Here is a 23149-nt window from a genome sequence, read left to right as displayed (position 1 = left end):
AAACTTATATGATTAGCTATGTAAATTTTCTTAAATATTATAAATTGTTTATTATGTTTTTTAAAAAGCTTTTTCTATGAATTGGTGTAATTCCATGATTTTTTATACCATCTAAATGATTTTTAGTTCCATACCCTACATTATTCTCAAAATCATAATTAGGATATTTTTTATGATAATTTCTCATTATATTATCTCTATAAACTTTAGCTAAAATAGATGCACAGGCAATAGATGCGCTTTTTCTATCACCCTTTATAATATGTTTATTATCTATATTAAAATTTTTTATTAAATAGCCATCGGATAAAACTAAATCTGGCTTTTTACTAAGACCATTGCACGCATCAATAAAAATTTTGTTATTAGCATAACCTATACCCTTTTCATCTATAATTTTATTATTTATTTCAGCTATACAAAAACTTATAGCTTTTTTTCTGATTATTTTATCTAATTCTTCCCTCTTCTGCCTTGATAAAAGTTTTGAATCATTTATATCTAATATAATATCATCCAAATCATTTAAATCTAATATAACAGCACAGGCAACTATTGGGCCCGCAAGCGGCCCTCTTCCTACCTCATCAACACCAGCTATAAATCCTTTTTCTAAGAAAGCTTTATCAAATTTATACATAGATTCTACTCTTTTTTGTTCTTTTATATATTTCTCTATGCTTTTACCTAGCTTACTGCCAAGACCTATAACATTTTTTCTAGAATCATTTAAAAGAATCTTTTCCATAAGTTTTAATGTTTTAATTGAATCTTTATTAATCTTTACTCCATCAACACTTTCTTTAATCACTTTAAAAGAATATTGGGTTAAATCTTGTTTTATTTTTAATAAATTTTCCATATTTAGAATACCTCCTCAAATTTTAAGGTCTCTCTAAAGATATTCTTCCTATTTTTCCACCCCTAAACTCATCTAATAATATAACAGCAATTCTATTGTAATCTATATTACCTCCGGAGATTAAACATCCTCTTTTTCTTGCTATATTATCTAAATTCTCAATAGTTTCTTCACTTAAATGTTCTAATTTATATCTTGTCATTAATTCATCTTTAAAATCAACTTCAAGTTTTTTAACTAAATTAAATGCAAGTTCTTCTATATCCATTATTTCATCTTTTATAGCTCCAGTAAAAGCTAAATTTAGACCTACTTGTTCATCCTCAAACTTTGGCCATAAAACTCCTGGGGTATCTAAAAGCTCTATTCCAATAGATGTTTTTATCCATTGTTTAGATTTTGTAACTCCTGGTCTATCACCAGTTTTTGCAATATTATTTCTAGCCATTTTATTTATAAATGTCGATTTACCAACATTAGGAATTCCAACTACCATAACCCTTGTAGTTATTTTTACAAGCCCTTTAGCCTTTAATCTATCATGTTTTTCTTTAAGAAGCTTTAAAAGAGCAGGTTTTATATTTTTAAGTCCATCATTTTTTAAAGCATTTACTTCTAAAACTACAATTTCATTATTTTCTAAACTTTTCTTCCATTCCTTTGTTATTTTTTCATTTGCTAAATCACATTTATTTAAAAGTATTATTCTAGGTTTTCCTTTACATAATTGATCTATATCTGGGTTTTTTGATGAATTAGGTATTCTAGCATCTCTTATTTCGATAACAGCATCAACAAGCTTTAAATTTTCTTTTATTTCTCTTTTAGTCTTCACCATATGCCCCGGAAACCAATTTATAGCCATATATGTATCATCCTTTCATTTATTTATATATCTAAATACAAAAAAATGGGACTTTTATAAGTCCCATTAATTCTATACTAAAATTGTCTAGAATTATCTAGTTTTTAATTCTTTAACTTTAGCAGCTTTACCTACTCTATCTCTTAAGTAGTATAATTTAGCTCTTCTAACTTTACCTAATCTTACAACTTCAATTTTTTCTATAATTGGAGCATTCATTGGGAAAGTTCTTTCAACACCAGTTCCATAAGCAACTCTTCTTACTGTGAAAGTTTCTCTTAATCCACCGTTTTGTTTCTTTATAACAGTTCCTTCAAATACTTGAATTCTTTCTCTGTTACCTTCTTTAATTCTAACGTGTACTTTTATAGTATCTCCAACGCTGAATTTAACTAAATCTTCTCTTATTTGTTCATTTTCAATTGATCTTATTAATTCGTTCATGTGTAGTCCCTCCTAAATTATGTATTTGACGTTCTTAAACAAAATTATATGTCAGAGGAACGCCCGTACTAACACAAAGCTTATTCTATCATAACTTAAATAGCTATTCAATACTTTTCTTTATTTTAGTAACTTTTTATCTTCCTTGCTTAACTCTAAAGAATTAAACAAATCTTTCCTTTTTTCTTTAGTTATTAAAAGAGATTGTTGCCTTCTCCATTTTCTTATATTTTCATGATGCCCAGATAAAAGAATTGATGGTACCTTTTCACCCTCGAAAACTTCTGGCCTTGTATACTGAGGATATTCTAATACCCCATGATAAAAACTCTCATCCATAAAGCTTTCTTCTTTTCCTAAGACTCCTGGCACAAGCCTACATATGCTATCTATAACTGGAATACATGCCATCTCTCCTCCTGTTAATACAAAATCCCCTAAAGATATCTCCATGTCAAAATATTTATATGCTCTCTCATCAATTCCTTCATAATGACCACAAACAAATATAAGATTTTCTTCCTTTGATAATTTTTTTGCTAATTCTTGATTAAAAGTTACACCTCTTGGTCCTAAAAAAATAACTTTTCCTTTATTCTCTTTTTTAGCAAATCTTATAGAGTCTACAACTGGTTGAGGAGATATTACCATTCCAGCTCCTCCTCCATAAGGATAATCATCAACTTTTTTATGCTTATTTTTAGTGAAATCCCTAATATTTATTACGTCTAATTTTATTATATCTTTTTCTCTAGCTTTGCCTATTATACTTTCATCAAATATATTAAACATATTAGGAAATAAAGTAAGAATACTAATCTTCATCTTGCCATTCTCCTGATGGTTTTATTAAAATTTTTCTATTTTCAACATCTATGTCTAAAACTATATCTTTTAAAACCGGAACTAAAATCTCTTTTTTACCTTTAACCCAATAAACATCATTATTAGGAGTTTTTATAACTTCTTTTATAACACCATACTCAAAATTATCAGTATCTAAAACTTTACACTCTAAAAGATCTGTTATAAAATAAGTATCTTTAGGAAGAGTTATCGCCTGTTCTCTTTTAATTTCAAGATATGTTGGCTTAAGCTTCTCTGCATCATTCATAGAATCTATACCTTCTAGCTTCAAAATAACTTTATCTTTTAAATATTTAACATTCTCTATTTTAACTTCTTTTCTATTTATATAAACATAATCTAAATCATCAAATCTTCTCATATCATCAGTTAATGGTAAAACTTTAACTTCACCTCTAACACCATGAGTATTTGTAATTTGTCCTACTCTTAAAAAATCTCTCAAAATGTTCACCTCTTTTTTTATATAGAAAAGAGTTAGGATAACCTAACTCTTTCAATAATATTTTATATTTTACTGATTTATAAAATTCTATTTTTAGAAAATTATTTTATTCCAGCTTTAGTGAAAAGTCTTTTTACAACATCTGTTGGTTGAGCACCATTTTTTAACCATTTTTCAACTTTTTCTGAATCTATTTTAACTTCAGCTTCTGGTTGAGCAACTGGGTTATAATAACCTATTTCCTCTATAAATCTTCCATCTCTTGGACTTCTTGAATCTGCAACAACAACTCTATAGAAAGGTGCTTTTTTAGCTCCCATTCTTCTTAATCTTATTTTAACTGCCATTTGTGTTTTCCTCCTTAAATTTTAATTTATTTCATAAAAGGCATTTTACCTAAGAAACCTTTTTTTGACGAATTTTTAGTGAAAGCTTTCATTTGCTTCATTTGCTTTTTCATCATTTCATGTCCTTTTATAAGCTTATTAATTTCTTGTATAGTAGTTCCTGAACCTCTTGCAACTCTTTTCTTTCTTGAACTAGAGCTTGCAATTAAAGTAGGATTTTTTCTTTCTTTTGCTGTCATCGACTGAATTATAGCCTTAACCCTACTTAGCTGTTTCTCTCCAGCACCAAAATCTACACCTTGCAATTCCTTTGTATTAACTCCTGGAATCATTTCTATTAACTTATTTAAAGGACCAAGTTTGCTCATTTGTTCCATAGCCATTAAATAATCATCATAATTAAATTCTTGATTCATCATTTTTTCGCTAAGCTCTAAAGCTTCTTTTTCATCTATGGATTGTTGAGCTTTTTCTATTAAAGATAAGACATCTCCCATTCCTAATATTCTTGATGCCATTCTATCTGGATGAAAAACTTCAATATCATTCATTTTTTCACCAACACCAACAAATTTTATAGGTTTTTCTGTGATATGTCTTATTGAAAGCGCAGCACCACCTCTTGTATCTCCATCTAATTTTGTAAGTATTACACCACTTATATCTAGAGAATTATTAAATGTTTGTGCCACATTCACAGCATCTTGTCCTGTCATAGAATCTACTACTAATAATATTTCATTAGGATTTGTTGCTGTCTTTACATCTTGTAGTTCTTGCATAAGTTCTTCATCTATATGAAGTCTACCTGCTGTATCTATTATTACTATATTATTACCATTTTCTTTAGCATGTTTTATACCAGCTTTAGCAATATCAACTGCTTTAACTTTATCACCTAAAGAAAATACTGGAATATCTATTTGTTTACCAACTACCTCTAGTTGTTTTATTGCAGCTGGTCTATATATATCACAAGCAACTAATAATGGTTTTTTATTTCCTTTTCTAAGATGAAGCGCTAGCTTTCCAGCCATTGTTGTTTTACCAGCACCTTGAAGTCCAACCAACATAAACACAGTTGGCCCATTATCAGAATACTTAAGCTTGCTTTCTGATTCCCCCATAAGCTTTGTAAGTTCTTCATTTACAACTTTTACAACCTGTTGCCCCGGAGTCAAACTTCCTAATATTTCTTCATTTATACACTTTTCACTTACTGATGATACAAATTGTTTTACTACTTTATAGTTAACATCGGCTTCTAATAAAGCAAGTTTAACTTCTCTCATAGCTTCTTTTATATCTTTTTCAGTAAGTTTCCCTTTTCCTTTAAGTTTTTTAAGTGCATCTTGCAATTTAGATGCTAAACCATCAAAAGCCATTCTCAACCCTCCTAAGCATTTATAATATCGTCTATATTTATCTCTATATAATTTAACAGTTTTTCACTTATATGATTTTCTTTTATTTTTTGCATTAAATCATCTTTTTTTCTTAATCTGTAATTTTGTTTTTTCATTAGTTCAAGCTTCTTCTCATAAACTAATAATTGCTTACAGCATCTTTTTATTAAATCATATATTGCTTGCCTACTGGTTTTATTTATCTCAGATATTTCAGCTAAAGATAAATCCTCATTATAATAAAGACTCATTATGTCGAGCTGCTTTTCTGTTAATAAAGGACCATAGTGGTCTAGCAAAATTGATATTTTAAATCTATCTTCCATATAACCACCTTACTTACGAAGTATATCTTAACAAAAACAAAATACTGTGTCAAGTGTTTTTACTTAACACAGTATTTTTTTATTAATAGATGATACAATTACATATTAATCTTGTTTTTTATAGACATATACAGTTTTTGAACTAACACCTTCCTTTTTTTTAATTAACTCATTTTTTAATTTTTCACATATATTTTTAGATATAATCATTTCATAAACATCTATGTATATTAATTTTTCACTTACTTTTTTCACAGGCTTTATGTATCTATCTAATATATAATATAAATTTTCTTCTTCCAATTTATTTTCCATCTCTTCTCTCATAAGTGCTATATTATTCATTCGCTCATAACCACTTGACTTTAACTCTCTATCAATATATTCTACCCTATTTAAAACGCTGTTTATATTGTTTAAAAGCCTTCTTGACTCGTTTCTAAATTCTCTTATCGTATCACTATCTATATCAGTATTATTTAAAAGAATTTTGTTTTCAATACCTTTTGCTATTATAATAAGATTTCTTATTTCTTCTCTCACTCCACTTTTTTTATATAAAAGCAGTGTTTTATCTAGTATTTCAGTACAACAATTATAATATTTATCAATGAGTATTATAGTTTCCTTCTTTAAACTATAAGGTAAAATAAACCTATTTCCTAAAAGTACTATAACCACACCTAACGCTACAAACAATACTCTATCTTCAGCAAAAGAAAAAATATTAGGAATATTAATTGTTACAACTCCTAAAAATAAAACTGTTAACATAGACATACTATAAGAATATTTTTTAAATGATATCATAAAATACACCGCTATTGCTATAATAATTATTCTATATTCAACTGAAGTAACAATATATGAAAGTGGTAAATAAATAATAACACCAACTAAAGTTCCAAAAATTCTTCCTTTAGCCCTTCCCCATACAGTGTCATTATAAGGCTGTGATACTGAAGCTACCGTAAACATCATCCATTTCCCTAATTCTAAATGCAAATATTCAATTACAAAATAAGATACAGAAATTAATATAGCGGTTCTAAAAGCAAATATAAATCGAACTGAGTTTCTATTAAAATCTGCCCATAGTAAGTTTTTTATTTCCTTTATCTCCTTTATCCCAAATTTTATTTCTATATAATCTTTTTTTCCTATTTCAAGCAATTCACTAGTTAAACCATCTATAATATTTAAAGCCTCTATAGCTTCATATATTTTTATATCTTTTATTTTGATAGATTCATAATCGTTATTCAGTTTCTTTATTGATAAACTAAGATTAACCACTCTCGTTTCCGTCTGTAAAAATAACTTTAAATTTTCTAAACAGACTCCTAAATCTTCTATAAATTTTATGTACTCTTTATTGTTTTCTAACATTTGTGATATTTCTTCTAAAACTCTATCTAGCTTTTCTATTGCAGCTATTAAATTTAGCTTAATATTTTCATTATCCTTTAAATAAAAACTATTATTTCTTTTCTTTAAAATATCTCTACTCCAATATGTACTAAGTTCCTTTAACTTTTCTTTATTTTTAAAATTAAAATTTCCTACTTTTAAATCATTTATATTATTTAAAAAAGTTTCAATTATTTCTATTAACATTTTATTTTTCTCATTTTTTTTAAATGTTATCTTAGAAAATACTATTTGAAATATTACTGCTACTATTCCAATTATAACAAGAGCTATTATTCTCTTACATAAATCTCTCCCACCTACATTAGTAGTTAAAAGTAATGTATATCCAAATAAAAAGGGAAAATATATTGTTTTATTAAGTGTATATACAACGACATATATTATTGTAAACACTGCTAAAAAATTTATAATTAAGCCACTGTATATATTTAGATTAACTAAATATGGCATAAATGCTATAAACGCAGTTAAAAACGATATTTTAAAAATAGCTCTTAATGGATTTCTAGAAAAATCTTTATTAATATTGCTATTAAAAGAAATATTCCCGTAATACCTACCATTAAATTATCTCTTCCTAAATACACAATGGACATGTAAACAAATATAACTGAAATAATAAATATAATATTATTAGCCATAAAGACTTTTTTATTCATTTTATCATCTCCTGATTTAAATTATAAAAATTTAATACAAAAAAACACTTTCTGGTATTTCAGAAAGTGTTTTTCTCATATGATAATAAACTAAACTGTTTAATATAATCACAAAATGTCTGCAAAACTTTAATGCTATCTCTATAATCTAAATGCTTAAATTATATTAAAAATAAAAATTTTTAATTTTATCTATAATATAGCTTGTGCAAACTCCTCTGCATTAAATTTTTGTAGGTCATCAACTCCTTCCCCGATACCTATATATTTAACTGGTATATTTAATGTATTTTTTATAGATATAACTACTCCCCCCTTAGCAGTACCATCTAATTTAGTTAGTATTATCCCATCTATAGGGCAAGATTCCATAAATTGCTTAGCTTGAATAACAGCATTTTGTCCTGTTGTTCCATCTAAAACAAGTAAAGTTTCCTTTTTTATATCTCCAAGTTCTCTATCTATTATTCTATTTATTTTAGCCAACTCATCCATAAGATTTTTTTTATTATGAAGTCTTCCAGCCGTATCACATATTAAAAGATCAACATTTCTTGCCTTTGTTGCACTCGCTGCATCAAACACAACAGCTGCTGGATCTGATCCTTCTTGATGTTTTACTATGTCGACTCCAGCCCTTTTGCTCCATATATCTAATTGATCTATAGCTGCTGCTCTAAATGTGTCTGCCGCTGCTAAAAGAACTTTTTTTCCTTCTTTTTTATTTTTAGCTGCAAGTTTTCCTATAGATGTCGTTTTTCCAACACCATTTACCCCAATAATTAGCATAACCTTTTTTTCATCATCAGAATCTTCATAATCTCCTTCTGTAAGCATTTCAGCTATTACTGCCTTTAAAGCTGGTTTAACCTCTGCTACATCATTTATTTTTTCTTTTCTTATCTTTTCCTTCAATCTATCTATTATCTCTATTGTAGTTTCCATACCTATATCTGACATTATAAGTATTTCCTCTAACTCTTCATATAAATCATCATCAATTGCTATTGCAATATTTAATGCCTCGTTAATTTTATCTGTTAGATTATCCCTCGTTTTACTAAGTCCTGTTTTTAATTTATCGAAAAATTTTCCAAACATAAAGTTTCCTCCTCTATTTTACTAAATCTACTGATACTATCTTTGATACTCCTTTTTCCTCCATAGTAACCCCATACATCACATCTGAAGATTCCATTGTACCTTTTCTATGAGTTATAACTATAAATTGAACCTCTTTAGAGAATTTCTTTAAAAACTGTGCATATCTATTTACATTTGCATCATCTAAAGCTGCCTCTATTTCGTCTAAAATACAAAATGGAGTAGGTTTCATCTTTAAAATAGCAAAAAGCATTGCTATGGCAGATAATACTTTTTCACCCCCAGACATAAGATTTATATTTTGAACCTTTTTCCCAGGCGGTTGAACATTTATTTCAATGCTTCCATTCAATTCATCATCTTTATCTAGTATAAGTTTTGCATTTCCACCTTTAAATAATTCTCTAAATGTTTCTTGAAAATTTTTATTTAAAATATTAAAATTCTGTCTAAATACAACTTTCATTTTAGATAACATTTCATCTATAACACCTAAGAGTTCTTCTTTAGCTTTTTCTAAATCTTCCTTTTCCATTTTTATAAAATTGTATTTTTGCGATAATTCTTTAAATTCTTCAATTGAATTTACATTGACTTGACCTAAATTATTCATCTTATTTTTAAGTATATCAACTTGTTTTTTATACTCTTGCAAGTTTTCTATTTTAGTAAAATTTTTCATTTCGCTTTCTTCATTTGTATTAAATTCTTCTTCTAATCTAGATAATAGAAATTTTCTCTCATTATTTTGTTTTGTATAAATTATTTCATTTCTATGGATTTCCTCATCTTTTTTAGCTATATCAACTGCCATAAGTTCCAATTTATCTTCAACATTTTCTATTTCTAACTTTATTTTCTTTCTATTATTTTCATAAACTTTTGCATCTTCCTCAAGTAAAACAAGTTCTTCTTTTTGCTTTTTAATAAGAATATCATTTTCATTTATTTTTCTTATACTATTTTCTTTTTCTACAAAATTTGTGTTTATATATTCTTTTAATATATCACATCTTTTTGAATAATTTATATAATCTTCATCATGCCTTTTAATTTCTTTAGATAAATTCACTAAGATTTCTTGAATTTTTGCTTTTTTAACTTTAAGATGAGTTAAATTATCTCTCAATTCCAATATATCTTTTGATAATATTTCTAAATTTTTATTAATATTTTTTAGCTTATTATTATTATTGACTGTTTTACTTCCTATACCATCTAACTCTCTATTTTTATTTAAAATTTGTTCTTTATTTTTTTCTATTTTTTCTGTTAAATCAAATATTTTTACTTCTGATGTTTCAAGAGTATTCCTTATTTTATTTATATCCTTACTCAAATTGTTTATTTTATTTTTTAAATTTATAATATCTATTTTATTATTATACATTTTTTCAGTATTTTCTTTTTTTAAATTTTGCAAAATATTTTGTTTTTCTTCTAACTTTTTTATAGCTGAAAGTAACTCATCTCTTTTAACATTAATTTTTATTATTTTATCATTTAAAAATTCTATTTCAGCCTTTCTTGACATTATACCAAGATTTTTTTGTGATATACTTCCTCCCGTTAAAGCTCCTCCTGAATTTATTACATCACCTGCTAAAGTTATTATTCTGTTTTTATAATTTAGTTTTTTAGCTAAAACCAAGCCATTATCTATATTATCACATATTATAGTTTTTCCCAAAACATTATTTACAACATTTTCAAATTTGTTTTCAAAATTCACAGCTTCACAAGCTAAACATAGATACCCCTTAACATTTTTAACACTATCATCTAAATTTATTTTTTTTGATTTTATTATAGACAACGGTAAAAATGTTGCTCTTCCTAATCTTTTTTTCTTTAAATACTCTATTAAAGTTTTTGCTATATTTTCATTCTCAGTTATTATATTAGAAATCGCGCCACCTAAAGCCATTTCTACAGCTACCTCATATCCCTTTTTAACCTTTAAAGTATCACCAAGAATAGAACATGACTTCTCATACTCATTAAGACTTCCCTTTGTTATTTCTTTCATTAAATTTTTCACAGAAAAGCTATACCCTTCATATTCGCTTTCTAGGTTTTTTAACATTTCCCTATTAGCTTCTAAAACATGTACCTTTTTATTAACATCATTTAACTCATAATTTATTTTATTAATGTCATCTTGCAATTTTTTTTCATCATTTAAAGAATTAATAATATATTTTTCCAAAACACTTTTTTCTTCCAACGAAATATTTAATTTTTCATCTAATTCCTGTTTAGTTTTTATATTTATCTTTAAATTTTTATCTAAACCTAGCTCACTATCTTTTACTAATTGTATATTTTCTAAAAAAGAAGAATTTTGATTTTCTAATAATATTATTTCATTTTTACAGTTTGCAATATCCTTTAAATGTTTTATTTCATCTTTATTTATAACTTCCTTTTCTCTTTCATTATCTTTTAAAAGATTATTTAAACTGCTTATCTTCTTCTCTAAGCTTTCTATTTTATTATCTAAAATTATATTTTCATTATTATTTTTTCTAAATCATCATTTAACTTTTTTTCTTTATCTTTTATAACAATTATTCTTTTTTCATTTTCTTCTAATTCTAAAGTATTAGAATTTATATAATTTTCAAAACCTTTTATTCTTTCTCTTAAAAGTTCAATTTCACTTAATAATTTTGATATGTTTTCTTTTTTTTCAAAATAACCTTGTTGTTTGTTGTTTTTATTTTTTTCAATAATTTCTATATTCTCTTTTAAAGTACTTAAATATTCTCTTTTTTCTTTATACTTTTCCTTATACTCTAAATTATCCTTTAAAAAATTATTAATTTTAGTCTTTTGATTTCCCAATTCATTTTTTATTTTATCTAAATTATTTAAAATCAAACCTATTTCTTTTTCTCTAAGCTTTTGAGCATAATTTAAATATTTTTCTGCCTTAAGTTTTTCCTCTTCTAAAGGAACGATTCTTTCTTCATAGGTAAACATTATGTCATTTATTCTTATTAAATTTTTATTAGTATTCTCTAACTTTCTCTCTGCTTCTATTTTTCTAGATTTAAATTTAACTATTCCAGCTGCTTCCTCTAAAAGAGCCCTTCTATCTTCATTTTTACCATTTAAAATAGCATCTATTTTACCTTGTCCTATTAATGAATACCCTTCTTTCCCTATTCCTGTATCCATAAAAAGATTTACTATGTCCTTAAGTTTACAAGGCGTATTATTTATTAAATACTCACTATCACCTGATCTAAAAACTCTCCGTGTTATTTTAACATCATTATATTCTATTGGCAGTTCACCTGTTGTATTATCTAACGTTAAAGAAACTTGAGCTAAACCTAAAGGTTTTCTATAATCCGTACCCGAAAATATTACATCCTCCATCTTAGTACCCCTTAAAATTTTAGCACTTTGTTCTCCTAAAACCCATCTAACAGAATCAGATACATTACTCTTACCACTACCATTTGGTCCAACTACTGCTGTTATACCCTGCTTAAATTTCAATTCAGTTTTATCTGCAAATGATTTAAATCCTCTTATTTCAAGAGACTTTAAAAACATAAATTCACCTCTTATCTAATACATCTAATATTAATATAAAACTAAAATAGATAAAAATCTATCTATTTTCTGTTACATTTTATTCGTAAAATTACTCCTTTAAAAATCTTTATTATAAATTTAGGGTTCCATTTAATTATAATATAAAATGGAACCCTATTAAGTATTTAATTATATATAAATTTTATAAAGTTCATTATTAATATCAATTAAAACACTATTTAACTCTATATTATCATCTAATATAACATTTAATGAATTAGAATTGACTTTATCTTTTAATTCATTAAAAAACATCTTTTTTCCTGCATAAAGTTTAGAGATTCTTCTATTATTTATCCTAATAACAATATCACCTTTGTTTTTGCTAAAAATACTATAAATTTTTTCATTTAAAGATTTACTTTCAACAAGTTCTCTAAACGCAGGATGAAATGGTCCTGCTATTACATCTTTACCCTCTGCTATGTTATCAGTTGGTTGCAACCCTATTCTTATAACTTTAATGTTTGCTTTCTTATATAAATTATATATTTCCTCACAAATATTTATTGCCTCTTCTAAAGTGTATGGTTTATAAATATTTTTCAAATACATATCTTCCATTGGAGTATTTTTTATAGTAAGTGCCGGATATATTCTGCATATATCAGGTTTCATCTCTATTGACATCTTCGCTGTATATATATCTTTTTCTTTAGAATCCCCCGGAAGACCTATCATTATTTGATGTCCTAATATAAATCCATAATCTTTTATAAGCTTAGAAGCTCTTTCGACTTCTTCTACTCCATGACCTCTACCTGATTTTTCTAAAACTTCAGAATCTAATGATTGTACACCTAATTCTATTATATCAACACTATGTTCTTTTAAGTGATTTAATATAAAGTCATCAATATAGTCTGGTCTAGTTGATAATCTTATATAATCTATTATACCTTTTTCTTTATAATCTTTAGCTACACTTAAAAGTTCTCTTTGCTTATCTATATCAATCGCTGTAAATGTACCACCAAAAAAAGATATTTCAATCACCGAAGAGTCAGTATTTATAGTCTTTAAATATTCCTCAACTGTTTTTATTACAAAATCTCTATTAACACTATTTTCTATTTTGTTTTTAGGACCATTAACATCCTGTTTGTTTTCTCCTGTTATTTTACCTTGATTACAAAATACACAATCATGAGGACATCCCTCATGTGGTACAAAAATAGGTATTATATAATAACTTTTCATATTACTCACCTAACAATCTTAATGCTTCTTTAGCTGCACATTGTTCTGATTCTTTTTTGCTATATCCATATCCATTTCCCATGACTTTATTATCTATAATGACAGTTGTAAAAAATTTTCTTCTATGAGGAGGACCTTCATACTTATCCAACTCATATCTAATTTCTACTTCTCCATTTTTTTGAAGTATCTCTTGAAGTTTAGTTTTAAAATCTAAGATTATTTCATGTTTTATAGCTTTCTCAATTATTTCTGCAAAATATTTAAATATAAAATCATTTGCTACATCCAATCCTTTATCTAAGTATATAGCAGCAATTATAGCTTCTAGGCAATCTGCTTGTATAGATGTTCTCTCTCTACCGCCTGTTGACTCCTCACCCTTACTCATCCTTATAAATACCCCTAGATTAAGTTTTTTAGCTACCTCGTACAAAGAATTTTCACAAACTATTAAAGACCTTATTTTAGTTAACTCTCCCTCTGATTTGTCCTTATAATTATTAAAAAGATATTGTGTTATACAAAGTTGAAGAACTGAATCACCTAAAAATTCTAATCTTTCGTTATATTTAACATCCTTAAATTGATTTGCATAAGAACTATGTGTTAATGCTGTTATTAAAACACCTTTATTATTAAATTCTATTCCCAATATATTTTCTATATTTTTTATATTAATATCTTTCAACCTATTCATCTCCTAAGGTTTATTCTTCAATTTGCTCTCTTAAAATAAATTCAAGAATAAACTTTAAATGCAAAATCCCGCTATCTCGCGGGACTTTTTTTATTGTTCACTATGTGAATTGATGTATTCAACAACATCTCCAACAGTTTTGAATTTTTCAGCGTCTTCATCTGGAATTTCTATTTCTAATTCTTCTTCTAAAGACATTATTAATTCAACTATATCAAGAGAATCAGCTCCTAAATCATCAATAAAAGTTGACTCCATAGTTATTTCATCTTCATTAACACCTAATTTATCAGCTATTATTTCTTTTAATTTATCAAACATTAATGATTCACCTCCTAAATTAATCTAATAAAATATTATTACATATCTACATTCTAGTCAATATAGATATAAAATTTTTTTACGTTTATTATATAAATTAATAATAATTAAGAACTTTTTATACCATTTTTTAATTTTTCTAGCAATTTTTTATCATGAAAAGCTTTTGCTTGTCTTATAGCATTTTTAAATGCTTTATCATCAGAACTTCCATGAGCTTTTACACAAAGTCCATCTACTCCTAAAAATGGAGCTCCACCATATTCTGTATAATCCATTTTCTTTTTTAATGATTTAAAAGCAGATTTCATAAATACAGCACCTATTTTAGACATAGTAGATCCCATTATTTCTTCTTTTATCATAGACAATATTGTAAGTGCTGTTCCTTCATACATTTTTAAAACTGTATTACCTACAAAACCGTCACAAACTAAAACTTGAGCATCTCCTTTTGACACTTCTCTTGGTTCTACATTTCCAACAAAATTAATATTTTTTTCATCTTTTAAAAGTTTATACGCTTCTTTTGTCAATTCATTTCCTTTTTCAGCTTCTTCGCCTATATTTATCAAGCCTACTTTAGGTTTTGTATGTTCCATAACTGTTTCAAAATATATACTTCCCATTTTCGCAAATTGCGTTAAATAAAAAGGTTTAACATCCACATTTGCTCCAGCATCAATAACCATAAACGGTCCGTTTTTACCTGGCATAATAGGAGCTAAGGCTGGTCTTTCTATGCCTTTAATTCTACCTATAACAAGAGTACATCCAGCTAAAAAGGCTCCTGTACTTCCAGCTGATATAACAGCATCACACTTTTTTTCTTTAACTAAATTTAAAGCTTTACTTATAGAAGAATCTTTTTTTCTTCTAAGAGCCATAACAGGATGTTCATTAGTTCCTATAACTTCTGTTGCATTTACAAATACAACTCTTTCCTTATCATATGAATTCTTTTCAAATAAAGCCCTTAATTCATCTTCTGGTCCAGTAACATATAAATGAATATCATTATATTCATTTAACGCCTTTATACAACCAGATACTACAGCCTCCGGTGCATTATCTCCACCCATACCATCTATCGCAATCTTCATATTATCCCCTCTTTTTCTCTATATACAAAGAAAAGAAAGTCATAAGACTTTCTTTTTATTCTTCAACTGATGATGAAACTACTTCTTTACCTTTGTAGTATCCACAACTTTTACAAACTCTATGAGCTAATTTCATTTCATGACACTGTGGGCATTCTACGATTCCTGGTAAACTCATTTTCATAGTTTGAGCTCTTCTTGAATCTCTTTTTGCTCTGAACATTTTTCTAGCTGGATTTCCCATTGTTACACCTCCTTATTCCTTAAACAGGTCCATTAACTTTGCCATTCTTATGTCAATATTATCACTATTGCAATTACATGTTCCTAAATTAAGATTAGTACCACATTCATGACAAAGTCCTTTGCAATTTTCATTACAAAGCTTTTTTATAGGTAAGGTTGAAATTACGTTATTTACTATTACTTCACTAAGATACAAATTATCTTCAAAAAAAGCAATAGAATCATCCTCTTTATCAGAGTTATTTGTAAATTCTTCGAAAATATCTAAATCGATATTATGCGAAAAAATTTCTAAACATCTTGAACATTGCATTTCAATTAAGCCTTTAACATTTCCAATAATAGTTAATATATCATCAGAACATTTTGCTTCTCCTTTAAATGCTAATGGTTTGGAAATAATGAAATCTTCCCCTTTTAAATTAACACTAAAAGTAATATCTATTTTCTTTACTTTTTCTTTTTTTGATATTAAGTCTGAAAGATTTAATTCCATAAATGACCGCAACTAATACAACAAATTAGTCACTTTCACACTCCTTAAAATAAAATAGCGTCAATAGTTAAATGACACATATTTTATTATATTAACTACACTTTTAAAAGTCAAGCTTTTTTATTATTTTATAAGTTGCATAGTATCTTTAGCTATCATTAATTCTTCATTAGTTGGTATTACATATAATTGAACTTTTGATGAATCTTTACTAATTTTAGCAATCTCACCAAATACTCTATTTCTTTCTTTATCTAATTCAACTCCCATATATTCTAAATTAGCACATAAATCTTCTCTTAATACCATGCTATTTTCACCAACACCAGCTGTAAATACTATAACATCAACGCCTTCCATAGCTACTGTATATGATGCTATGTATTGCTTAACTCTATATGCAAACATTTCTAATGTTAATTTTGCTCTTTCATTTCCATTATCTCTAGCATCTATTATATCTCTAAAATCACTGCTTATTTCAGAAATACCTAATACACCTGATTTTTTATTTAAAATATTATTAACCTCTGCACTTGTATATCCAAGTTCATCTATCATATAAGTTACAACAGCAGGATCTAAACTTCCTGATCTTGTTCCCATTATAAGACCTTCAAGTGGAGTAAATCCCATAGATGTGTCTACAGATTCCCCATTTTTTACTGCAGTTATACTTGAACCATTTCCTAAATGACAAGTTATTATTTTTAAATCTTTTATATCTTTTCCCATAACTTCTGCAACTTTTTGTGATACATACTTATGAGAAGTTCCATGTGCACCATATTTTCTTATACCATTCTTTTTGTAAAGCTCATATGGAAGTCCATAAAGGAAAGCTTTCTCTGGCATTGTTTGGTGGAATGCAGTATCAAATACAGCTACCATTGGAACATTCATTAATGCTTGACAAGCTTTTATTCCCATAATATGAGCTGGATTATGAAGTGGTGCAAATTTTGAATATTCTTCTATATCTCTTACTACTTCGTCAGTTATGATAACTGATTTAGTATATTTTTCTCCTCCATGAACAATTCTATGACCTACTGCATCTATTTCATTTACTGATTTTATAATACCATTATCCCCATTAATTAATGCATCTAACACTAATTTTATAGCTTCATTATGATCCTTAATAGGAGTTTCAACTATATATTTTTGAGTACCTTCAACTTTTTGTGCAAGGTTTGAACCTTCAATTCCTATTCTTTCAACTAATCCTGATGCTAAAGTTTTTTCATTTGCCATATCTATTAATTGATATTTTAATGATGAGCTTCCGCAATTTATTACTAATACTTTCATTTTTTTCTCCCCTTCAATATGAAATATTTATATAAAAAATCAATTATTTTATATTTTGTGCTTGAACTGCTGTTAATGCAACAACATTTACTATATCTTCTGAACTACATCCTCTTGATAAATCATTAATTGGTTTTGCAAATCCTTGACAAACTGGTCCTATAGCTTCTGCATTTGCAAATCTTTGAACTAATTTATATCCTATATTTCCTGCTTGTAAGTCTGGGAATACTAAAACATTAGCTTTTCCTGCAACCTTACTATTTGGAGCCTTTTGATTAGCAACTTTTTCAACTATAGCTGCATCTAATTGTAATTCTCCATCTATATCTAAATCTGGTCTTAATTCTTTAGCCTTCTCTGTAGCAGTTCTAACCTTTGTTACAAGTTCATGATCTGCACTTCCCATTGTTGAGAATGATAACATAGCAACCTTTGGATCTATTCCACAAAGATGTTTTGCAGTATCAGCTGTAGCTATTGCTATTGCTGCTAATTGATCTGAATTTGGATTTGGGTTAACAGCACAGTCTGAGAATAAAAGCATTCCATCTTTACCATAACTTGATCCTGGTACCATCATTATAAAGAAACTAGATACAACTGATACTCCTGGAGCTGTTTTTATTATTTGAAGACCTGGTCTTAAAAGATCTCCTGTTGTATGAACAGCACCTGATACCATACCATCTGCATCATCTAATTTTACCATCATTGTTGCAAAATATAATGGATCTCTTACTATTTTTTCAGCTTTTTCTAGTGTCATTCCTTTTGCTTTTCTTAATTCATAAAATGCATTTACATATTTTTCTAACTTATCTGAAGTTGTTGAATCAATTACTTCTACACCTTCTAAATTTACGTTTAATTTTGCAGCTTTATTTTCTATATCCTCTTTATTTCCTACTAAACAAATGTTAGCTAATCCTTTTTCTACTATTTTTTGAGCTGCTACTAAAGTTCTTTCTTCATCACCTTCTGGTAATACTATTGTTTTTTTATTATTACGGGCTTTATCCCAAATTTGTTTCATAAGTTCCATGTTCATTTCTCCTTCCACTAATAAAAACGTAATTTTAATCTATAGTTATTACTATACTACTAATTGTGTATTATTTTCAATAATAAAAAGTTATTTCTCTTATATTAAGAATTATCAGAATTTTAACTCTTTTTAATATGTATATTTTAAACGTTTTTTATGTAGATTTCCAATATCCTTTATTTAATTATAAAAAATTATTTAATTATACATATCATAAATTCTTTATTTTTTATTTCTTTTATTATAAAATGGTATAAAAATTAACTCAATAAAAAATTTTTATATAATAAAAAGGATAATTATAGTTTATGAAAATAACAGGATTAATCACTGAATACAACCCATTTCATTTAGGCCATGAATTTCACATAAATTCTTCTAAACAAAAAACCGACTGTGATTATACAATTTGTATAATGAGCGGTAATTTTGTTCAAAGAGGAATTCCTGCCATAGTTGATAAATGGTCTAGAACCAAGATGGCTCTCTTAGGAGGCGTTGATTTGGTTTTAGAGCTTCCGACAATATATTCTGTATCCTCAGCCGAATATTTTGCTTTTGGAGCTATTTCAACTCTAAATAGTTTAAATATAGTTGATAACATATGTTTTGGTTCTGAATGTGGAGATGTAACTACATTAAAAAAAATTGCTGAAATTTTAGTAAATGAACCTCTAGAATTTAAAAAAGATTTAAAAGAACAATTAAACTTAGGTCTATCTTTTCCTAAAGCTAGAAGTATAGCTATTGAAAAATATATTAAAAATTCTAATATATTTAATATAGATAATATAGAACATATTTTAAATTCTCCAAACAATATTTTAGCCATTGAATACTGTAAATCTTTGTTTAAGCTAAAAAGTAATATAAATCCAATAACAATAACTAGACAAGGTTCTGGTTATAATGATGACAATCTAAATCAAGATAACTTTTCTTCTGCATCTTCTATTAGAAAAGCTATAACTGAAAAATCTTTAGAAAGCTGTATTAATGTTCTTCCTAAGTATGCTTATGAAATATTAAAAAACTCTAAAATATCTGACGTGGATAGAATGTTTTTTTATGTAAAATATAAACTTTTAAGCAATCCCCAATTTTTAAGTAATATCCCAGATGCAAATGAAGGACTAGGGAATAAAATATTAAATAATATAGGTAATTTCAATAATTTTGATGAATTTATAATGTCTTGTAAAAGCAAAAGATATTCTTATACTAGAATTAGCAGGGTTTTATGCCAATGTTTTTTATCTTTAAGTAAAGAAGATATTTTACTTAGTAAATCAAAACCTCAATATATAAGAGTTCTTGGATTAAATAAAAATGGTGCTAAAATATTAAAAGAAATTAAAAAAAATTCTAAAATAAAAATTGTTAATAAAATATCATCAAAAAATACAGACCCTATGCTATCTATAGATATAAAAGCCACAAACCTTTACTCTCTTTTAAATAATAATATTATGCATAATGCTGATTTTAAAGTAAGCCCTATAATTTTAAAATAAAATAATATTATTAATGTTAAGCAAATATAAATACTGTATATAAAATTTACTTGGAGGAATTTATGTACAGTATTTTACTTATATTAATAATTATACTATTACTGATTCTTAAAAAACTTTTAAATATTAAATATAATAATATTTTCTCAATATTTTTAACTCTAACAGTAATTTATTTTCTTCTAAATCCCAAACTTTGTATAAATGCTTCTTTAAACGGGGCTAAACTATTTTTTTCCTCTGTTTTTCCTACAATGTTCCCATTTATGGTAATATGTAATTTGATAATTGCTTTAGATGGGATAAAAATGTATTCTAAAGTTTTAGGCCCATTAATATGCAAACCATTAAACTTAAATTATCAATGTAGTTTCGCTATTATTGCTAGCTTTCTTTGTGGCTATCCTTTAGGTGCTAAATATTCAACCAATCTTTATAAGGAAAATCTTATATCTAAAGACGAATTTGCAAGACTTTTAAATATAGCATCTAATATAGGACCTTTATTTTTAATAGGTGCTGTTGGTACATCTATGCTTGGTAGTACAAAACTTGGTTATCTACTGCTAATTCCTAGCTATTTATCATGCTTTATAATTGGAATACTGTTAAAAAATAAAAAAAAGAGGCCTTTAACCTCTTCTTTTAATAACGCCATGAAAAATACAGTTAAAGCTAAAAACATTGGCGAAATAATTAAAGATTCTATCTCTGATGCAGCTTTAAATGCACTTATTTTATGTGGTTATGTTACAATATTTTCTGTTGTTATAAGCATGCTTCAAGAAATAATTTTTTCTGATAAACTGATATTTAATTTATGCCAAAAATTTAACATTCCATTTAATGTAATATCTGGAATATTACTTGGAAGCATCGAAGCAACTAACGGTTGTAACATAATTTCATCAAGCAATTTAGACATTTCGCTAAAACTTTGTTTAATTTCTTTTTTATGTTCATTTGGTGGATTATCAATAATCGCTCAAACGACTTCCTTCTTCTATAAAGAAAATATATCTATACCTAAGTATTTTTTTACAAAATTATTGCAAGGCATCATTTCATTTGCAATTATGTTTTTTATATTTTCTTTTTTTAAGCAAAGTATTTCAACATTCTCAAGCGGTACAATAGTTTACTTATATATAACTCCTCTAATAACATTTATACTTATTAATTTATTAATCGCAATTATATATAAATTAATTTCTACTTCTTAATGCATCTATATTGTCCCTTATATCATCTGTTGCAGCGTTTAAATTAGTAGAAAGATTTAATGCAAATTGCTCCATATTAACCTTCATATAATTTAATAACTCTTTATTTTTAATTTTAATTTCCTCTTCAAGATCATTTAATAATTTATCAACATAATTTTCAGCATCTTGTCTAATAGCAGTAGCATTTTCATTAGCTTCTGCTATTAATTTTTCTGCTACCTCTTTAGCTTCTTTAACGTAATCATGATTTTGAACCCTGTTTTTCATCATTTCCATAGCGTCTCGTCTTAGATTATCACTATCTCTTTTAGCCTCATATAGCATTTGTTCTTTCTGAGCTACTGCATTTTGTAGAATTCTATCCTTTTGGTTTATTATAAGCTGAGCATTTCTTATTTCCTCTGGTAAATGATCTTGTACACTATATATAATGTCTAACAGCTCTCTTTTGTCTAGCATTACTTTTCCTGTCATAGGAACCTTAGATGCTGTATCTATTATTTTAGCTATATCATCTACAAATTCCATTATATAATATCCATCACTCATTTTCCCCACCTCTGGTAATCTTATTTATCTTATCATTAAAATCTTCAACAATACAACTTGGAATAAATTTTTTAATATCTCCATTTAACATGCCGATTTGTTTTACTACTGATGAACTAACGCTACAATATTCACTTTTTGCTATTAAAAATAATGTTTCAATTTCCTCATCCAAAGCTTTGTTTATTATAGCCATCTGCACCTCATAATCATAATCAGTAGCATTTCTTAAACCTTTTACCACGGTTGTACATTCTTCCCTTTTTAAAAAATCAATCAAAAGGCCTTTAAAGCTTTTTACCTTTACATTATTAATATTAGAAACAGTTTTTTCTATAAGTTTAACCCTTTCATCTATTGTAAATAATCCTTTTTTATCTACGTTTACCAAAACAGCAACTATCACTTCATCAAATATTTTCGCCGCTCTTTCTATAATATCTAAATGACCTTTAGTTATAGGATCAAAACTACCTGGGAATACCGCCCTTTTCATTTTACTCCTCCTCCATTTTATAAAGACATACTGTTGTATTTCCATACACTTTAGTTCTTGTTAACTTTATACGTCTTGTTCCTTGAAAAATCTCTTCACTAGTATCTATTTTAGTTACTATTAATCCATCAGGATCTAACATAGATTTTTCATCTATTATCTCCATGGCCTCTGGAATTAAGTTTTTTAAATATGGCGGATCTATAAATATTAAATCAAAAACCTTGTTTCTCGCTGCTAAACTTCTAAGAGCTGAATATGCATCAGTATTTAAAGCTGTGCAAAAATCTTTAAACCCTAAATTTTCTATATTCTTTTTTAGTATTGGAAATGTTACTGGACTTTTATCTACTAAATAACACTCCTTAGCCCCTCTGCTTGCAGCCTCTAACCCTAAACTACCTGTTCCAGCAAATACATCTATAACTTCAGCATCAACTATATAAGCTTGTATCATGCTAAACATAGATTCCTTTACTCTATCTAATGTTGGTCTTGTCTCCATCGTAGCTGGCGATAAAAGTTTTCTTCCTCTAGCTTTTCCTGCTATTATTCTCATAAAAATATT

Annotated in this window: 26 protein-coding genes; 2 read left to right on the top strand and 24 right to left on the bottom strand. The window is 26.9% G+C overall.

What is annotated here, in order from left to right:
* Positions 1-37: 37 nt before the first annotated feature.
* From DR020_RS07760 to pta, 21 genes are all read right to left on the bottom strand, one after another.
* Positions 38-862 carry a ribonuclease HII gene (locus DR020_RS07760; RefSeq protein WP_058991952.1) on the bottom strand — a complete coding sequence of 275 codons (825 nt, stop codon included), beginning with the start codon at positions 860-862 and terminating at the stop codon, positions 38-40.
* A gap of 22 nt (positions 863-884) precedes the next feature.
* On the bottom strand, positions 885-1727 hold the full coding sequence (gene ylqF, locus DR020_RS07755; protein WP_112365652.1) for a ribosome biogenesis GTPase YlqF: 843 nt from the start codon (positions 1725-1727) through the stop codon (positions 885-887).
* A 93-nt stretch (positions 1728-1820) separates the two neighbouring features.
* On the bottom strand, positions 1821-2171 hold the full coding sequence (gene rplS / locus DR020_RS07750; RefSeq protein ID WP_055257174.1) for a 50S ribosomal protein L19: 351 nt from the start codon (positions 2169-2171) through the stop codon (positions 1821-1823).
* A gap of 120 nt (positions 2172-2291) precedes the next feature.
* Positions 2292-2996, bottom strand: a complete 705-nt coding sequence (gene trmD, locus DR020_RS07745; protein WP_055257175.1) for a tRNA (guanosine(37)-N1)-methyltransferase TrmD — start codon at positions 2994-2996, stop codon at positions 2292-2294.
* Complete coding sequence (gene rimM / locus DR020_RS07740; RefSeq protein ID WP_055257176.1) at positions 2986-3483, bottom strand: ribosome maturation factor RimM; 498 nt, start codon at positions 3481-3483, stop codon at positions 2986-2988. The genes trmD and rimM overlap by 11 nt, the downstream gene beginning before the upstream one ends.
* A gap of 101 nt (positions 3484-3584) precedes the next feature.
* Positions 3585-3830 (bottom strand): 30S ribosomal protein S16, encoded by a 246-nt coding sequence (gene rpsP / locus DR020_RS07735; protein ID WP_055257177.1) that lies wholly within the window; start codon positions 3828-3830, stop codon positions 3585-3587.
* Positions 3831-3856: 26 nt separating this feature from the next.
* Entirely contained in the window at positions 3857-5215 is a 1359-nt protein-coding gene (gene ffh, locus DR020_RS07730; protein ID WP_055257178.1) for a signal recognition particle protein, read from the bottom strand.
* A gap of 11 nt (positions 5216-5226) precedes the next feature.
* Positions 5227-5562, bottom strand: a complete 336-nt coding sequence (locus tag DR020_RS07725; RefSeq protein ID WP_055257179.1) for a putative DNA-binding protein — start codon at positions 5560-5562, stop codon at positions 5227-5229.
* Positions 5563-5667: 105 nt separating this feature from the next.
* Positions 5668-7389 (bottom strand): FUSC family protein, encoded by a 1722-nt coding sequence (locus tag DR020_RS07720; RefSeq protein WP_160110457.1) that lies wholly within the window; start codon positions 7387-7389, stop codon positions 5668-5670.
* 101 nt (positions 7390-7490) lie between these two features.
* On the bottom strand, positions 7491-7655 hold the full coding sequence (locus DR020_RS12245) for a hypothetical protein (protein WP_160110456.1): 165 nt from the start codon (positions 7653-7655) through the stop codon (positions 7491-7493).
* A 192-nt stretch (positions 7656-7847) separates the two neighbouring features.
* A complete protein-coding gene (gene ftsY / locus DR020_RS07715; RefSeq protein WP_055257181.1) occupies positions 7848-8756 on the bottom strand; it encodes a signal recognition particle-docking protein FtsY in 909 nt (302 codons plus the stop codon).
* A 13-nt stretch (positions 8757-8769) separates the two neighbouring features.
* Positions 8770-11124: a coiled-coil domain-containing protein gene (locus DR020_RS07710; RefSeq protein WP_235865679.1), complete on the bottom strand. Its 2355-nt coding sequence runs from the start codon at positions 11122-11124 to the stop codon at positions 8770-8772.
* 140 nt (positions 11125-11264) lie between these two features.
* Complete coding sequence (locus DR020_RS12490; protein WP_235865677.1) at positions 11265-12326, bottom strand: chromosome segregation SMC family protein; 1062 nt, start codon at positions 12324-12326, stop codon at positions 11265-11267.
* Positions 12327-12497: 171 nt separating this feature from the next.
* Positions 12498-13568 (bottom strand): elongator complex protein 3, encoded by a 1071-nt coding sequence (locus DR020_RS07705; RefSeq protein ID WP_112365650.1) that lies wholly within the window; start codon positions 13566-13568, stop codon positions 12498-12500.
* A 1-nt stretch (position 13569) separates the two neighbouring features.
* Entirely contained in the window at positions 13570-14268 is a 699-nt protein-coding gene (rnc, locus tag DR020_RS07700; protein ID WP_055257184.1) for a ribonuclease III, read from the bottom strand.
* A 90-nt stretch (positions 14269-14358) separates the two neighbouring features.
* Complete coding sequence (gene acpP, locus DR020_RS07695) at positions 14359-14589, bottom strand: acyl carrier protein (protein WP_055257185.1); 231 nt, start codon at positions 14587-14589, stop codon at positions 14359-14361.
* A gap of 107 nt (positions 14590-14696) precedes the next feature.
* Positions 14697-15692: a phosphate acyltransferase PlsX gene (plsX, locus tag DR020_RS07690; protein ID WP_055257186.1), complete on the bottom strand. Its 996-nt coding sequence runs from the start codon at positions 15690-15692 to the stop codon at positions 14697-14699.
* A gap of 55 nt (positions 15693-15747) precedes the next feature.
* Complete coding sequence (gene rpmF / locus DR020_RS07685; protein ID WP_055257187.1) at positions 15748-15936, bottom strand: 50S ribosomal protein L32; 189 nt, start codon at positions 15934-15936, stop codon at positions 15748-15750.
* Between the two features lie 12 nt (positions 15937-15948).
* The gene (locus DR020_RS07680; RefSeq protein WP_070101123.1) at positions 15949-16434 is read right to left on the bottom strand and encodes a YceD family protein; all 486 of its coding nucleotides are present in this window, start codon (positions 16432-16434) and stop codon (positions 15949-15951) included.
* A 123-nt stretch (positions 16435-16557) separates the two neighbouring features.
* Positions 16558-17748, bottom strand: coding sequence for an acetate kinase (locus DR020_RS07675; RefSeq protein ID WP_112365649.1), 1191 nt, complete (start codon positions 17746-17748; stop codon positions 16558-16560).
* Between the two features lie 43 nt (positions 17749-17791).
* The gene (gene pta / locus DR020_RS07670; protein ID WP_112365648.1) at positions 17792-18793 is read right to left on the bottom strand and encodes a phosphate acetyltransferase; all 1002 of its coding nucleotides are present in this window, start codon (positions 18791-18793) and stop codon (positions 17792-17794) included.
* A 311-nt stretch (positions 18794-19104) separates the two neighbouring features.
* Here pta and DR020_RS07665 point away from each other — a divergent pair, with 311 nt between their 5' ends.
* Together DR020_RS07665 and ylbJ are read left to right on the top strand one after the other, a co-directional pair.
* Positions 19105-20310, top strand: coding sequence for a nucleotidyltransferase (locus DR020_RS07665; RefSeq protein ID WP_112365647.1), 1206 nt, complete (start codon positions 19105-19107; stop codon positions 20308-20310).
* A gap of 62 nt (positions 20311-20372) precedes the next feature.
* Positions 20373-21533, top strand: coding sequence for a sporulation integral membrane protein YlbJ (gene ylbJ, locus DR020_RS07660; RefSeq protein ID WP_112365646.1), 1161 nt, complete (start codon positions 20373-20375; stop codon positions 21531-21533).
* Here the strand turns inward: ylbJ and DR020_RS07655 are convergent.
* From DR020_RS07655 to rsmD, 3 genes are read right to left on the bottom strand one after another with little or no spacing between them, the layout of a single operon-like run.
* Positions 21516-22085 carry an ATPase gene (locus DR020_RS07655; protein ID WP_112365645.1) on the bottom strand — a complete coding sequence of 190 codons (570 nt, stop codon included), beginning with the start codon at positions 22083-22085 and terminating at the stop codon, positions 21516-21518. The two genes, ylbJ and DR020_RS07655, sit on opposite strands and share 18 nt — an antisense overlap.
* Positions 22078-22581: a pantetheine-phosphate adenylyltransferase gene (coaD, locus tag DR020_RS07650; RefSeq protein ID WP_055257193.1), complete on the bottom strand. Its 504-nt coding sequence runs from the start codon at positions 22579-22581 to the stop codon at positions 22078-22080. The genes DR020_RS07655 and coaD overlap by 8 nt, the downstream gene beginning before the upstream one ends.
* Position 22582: 1 nt before the next feature.
* The gene (gene rsmD / locus DR020_RS07645) at positions 22583-23140 is read right to left on the bottom strand and encodes a 16S rRNA (guanine(966)-N(2))-methyltransferase RsmD (RefSeq protein WP_055257194.1); all 558 of its coding nucleotides are present in this window, start codon (positions 23138-23140) and stop codon (positions 22583-22585) included.
* Positions 23141-23149: the final 9 nt, after the last annotated feature.

Origin of the sequence: Sarcina ventriculi, from assembly GCF_900456775.1 — a bacterium.
Classification (GTDB): Bacteria; Bacillota; Clostridia; order Clostridiales; family Clostridiaceae; genus Sarcina; species Sarcina ventriculi.
Note: the sequence above shows the minus strand (reverse complement) of the source record. Positions and strands in the feature narration are given on the sequence as shown.

Bases quoted from the DNA above. Each gene is read 5' to 3' on its own strand.
- DR020_RS07760 (WP_058991952.1), bottom strand. From the start codon at position 862: ATGGAAAATTTATTAAAAATAAAACAAGATTTAACCCAATATTCTTTT.
- ylqF (WP_112365652.1), bottom strand. From the start codon at position 1,727: ATGGCTATAAATTGGTTTCCGGGGCATATGGTGAAGACTAAAAGAGAA.
- rplS (WP_055257174.1), bottom strand. From the start codon at position 2,171: ATGAACGAATTAATAAGATCAATTGAAAATGAACAAATAAGAGAAGAT.
- trmD (WP_055257175.1), bottom strand. From the start codon at position 2,996: ATGAAGATTAGTATTCTTACTTTATTTCCTAATATGTTTAATATATTT.
- rpsP (WP_055257177.1), bottom strand. From the start codon at position 3,830: ATGGCAGTTAAAATAAGATTAAGAAGAATGGGAGCTAAAAAAGCACCT.
- ffh (WP_055257178.1), bottom strand. From the start codon at position 5,215: ATGGCTTTTGATGGTTTAGCATCTAAATTGCAAGATGCACTTAAAAAA.
- DR020_RS07725 (WP_055257179.1), bottom strand. From the start codon at position 5,562: ATGGAAGATAGATTTAAAATATCAATTTTGCTAGACCACTATGGTCCT.
- DR020_RS12245 (WP_160110456.1), bottom strand. From the start codon at position 7,655: ATGAATAAAAAAGTCTTTATGGCTAATAATATTATATTTATTATTTCA.
- ftsY (WP_055257181.1), bottom strand. From the start codon at position 8,756: ATGTTTGGAAAATTTTTCGATAAATTAAAAACAGGACTTAGTAAAACG.
- DR020_RS12490 (WP_235865677.1), bottom strand. From the start codon at position 12,326: ATGTTTTTAAAGTCTCTTGAAATAAGAGGATTTAAATCATTTGCAGAT.
- DR020_RS07705 (WP_112365650.1), bottom strand. From the start codon at position 13,568: ATGAAAAGTTATTATATAATACCTATTTTTGTACCACATGAGGGATGT.
- rnc (WP_055257184.1), bottom strand. From the start codon at position 14,268: ATGAATAGGTTGAAAGATATTAATATAAAAAATATAGAAAATATATTG.
- acpP (WP_055257185.1), bottom strand. From the start codon at position 14,589: ATGTTTGATAAATTAAAAGAAATAATAGCTGATAAATTAGGTGTTAAT.
- plsX (WP_055257186.1), bottom strand. From the start codon at position 15,692: ATGAAGATTGCGATAGATGGTATGGGTGGAGATAATGCACCGGAGGCT.
- rpmF (WP_055257187.1), bottom strand. From the start codon at position 15,936: ATGGGAAATCCAGCTAGAAAAATGTTCAGAGCAAAAAGAGATTCAAGA.
- DR020_RS07680 (WP_070101123.1), bottom strand. From the start codon at position 16,434: ATGGAATTAAATCTTTCAGACTTAATATCAAAAAAAGAAAAAGTAAAG.
- DR020_RS07675 (WP_112365649.1), bottom strand. From the start codon at position 17,748: ATGAAAGTATTAGTAATAAATTGCGGAAGCTCATCATTAAAATATCAA.
- pta (WP_112365648.1), bottom strand. From the start codon at position 18,793: ATGGAACTTATGAAACAAATTTGGGATAAAGCCCGTAATAATAAAAAA.
- DR020_RS07665 (WP_112365647.1), top strand. From the start codon at position 19,105: ATGAAAATAACAGGATTAATCACTGAATACAACCCATTTCATTTAGGC.
- ylbJ (WP_112365646.1), top strand. From the start codon at position 20,373: ATGTACAGTATTTTACTTATATTAATAATTATACTATTACTGATTCTT.
- DR020_RS07655 (WP_112365645.1), bottom strand. From the start codon at position 22,085: ATGAGTGATGGATATTATATAATGGAATTTGTAGATGATATAGCTAAA.
- coaD (WP_055257193.1), bottom strand. From the start codon at position 22,581: ATGAAAAGGGCGGTATTCCCAGGTAGTTTTGATCCTATAACTAAAGGT.
- rsmD (WP_055257194.1), bottom strand. From the start codon at position 23,140: ATGAGAATAATAGCAGGAAAAGCTAGAGGAAGAAAACTTTTATCGCCA.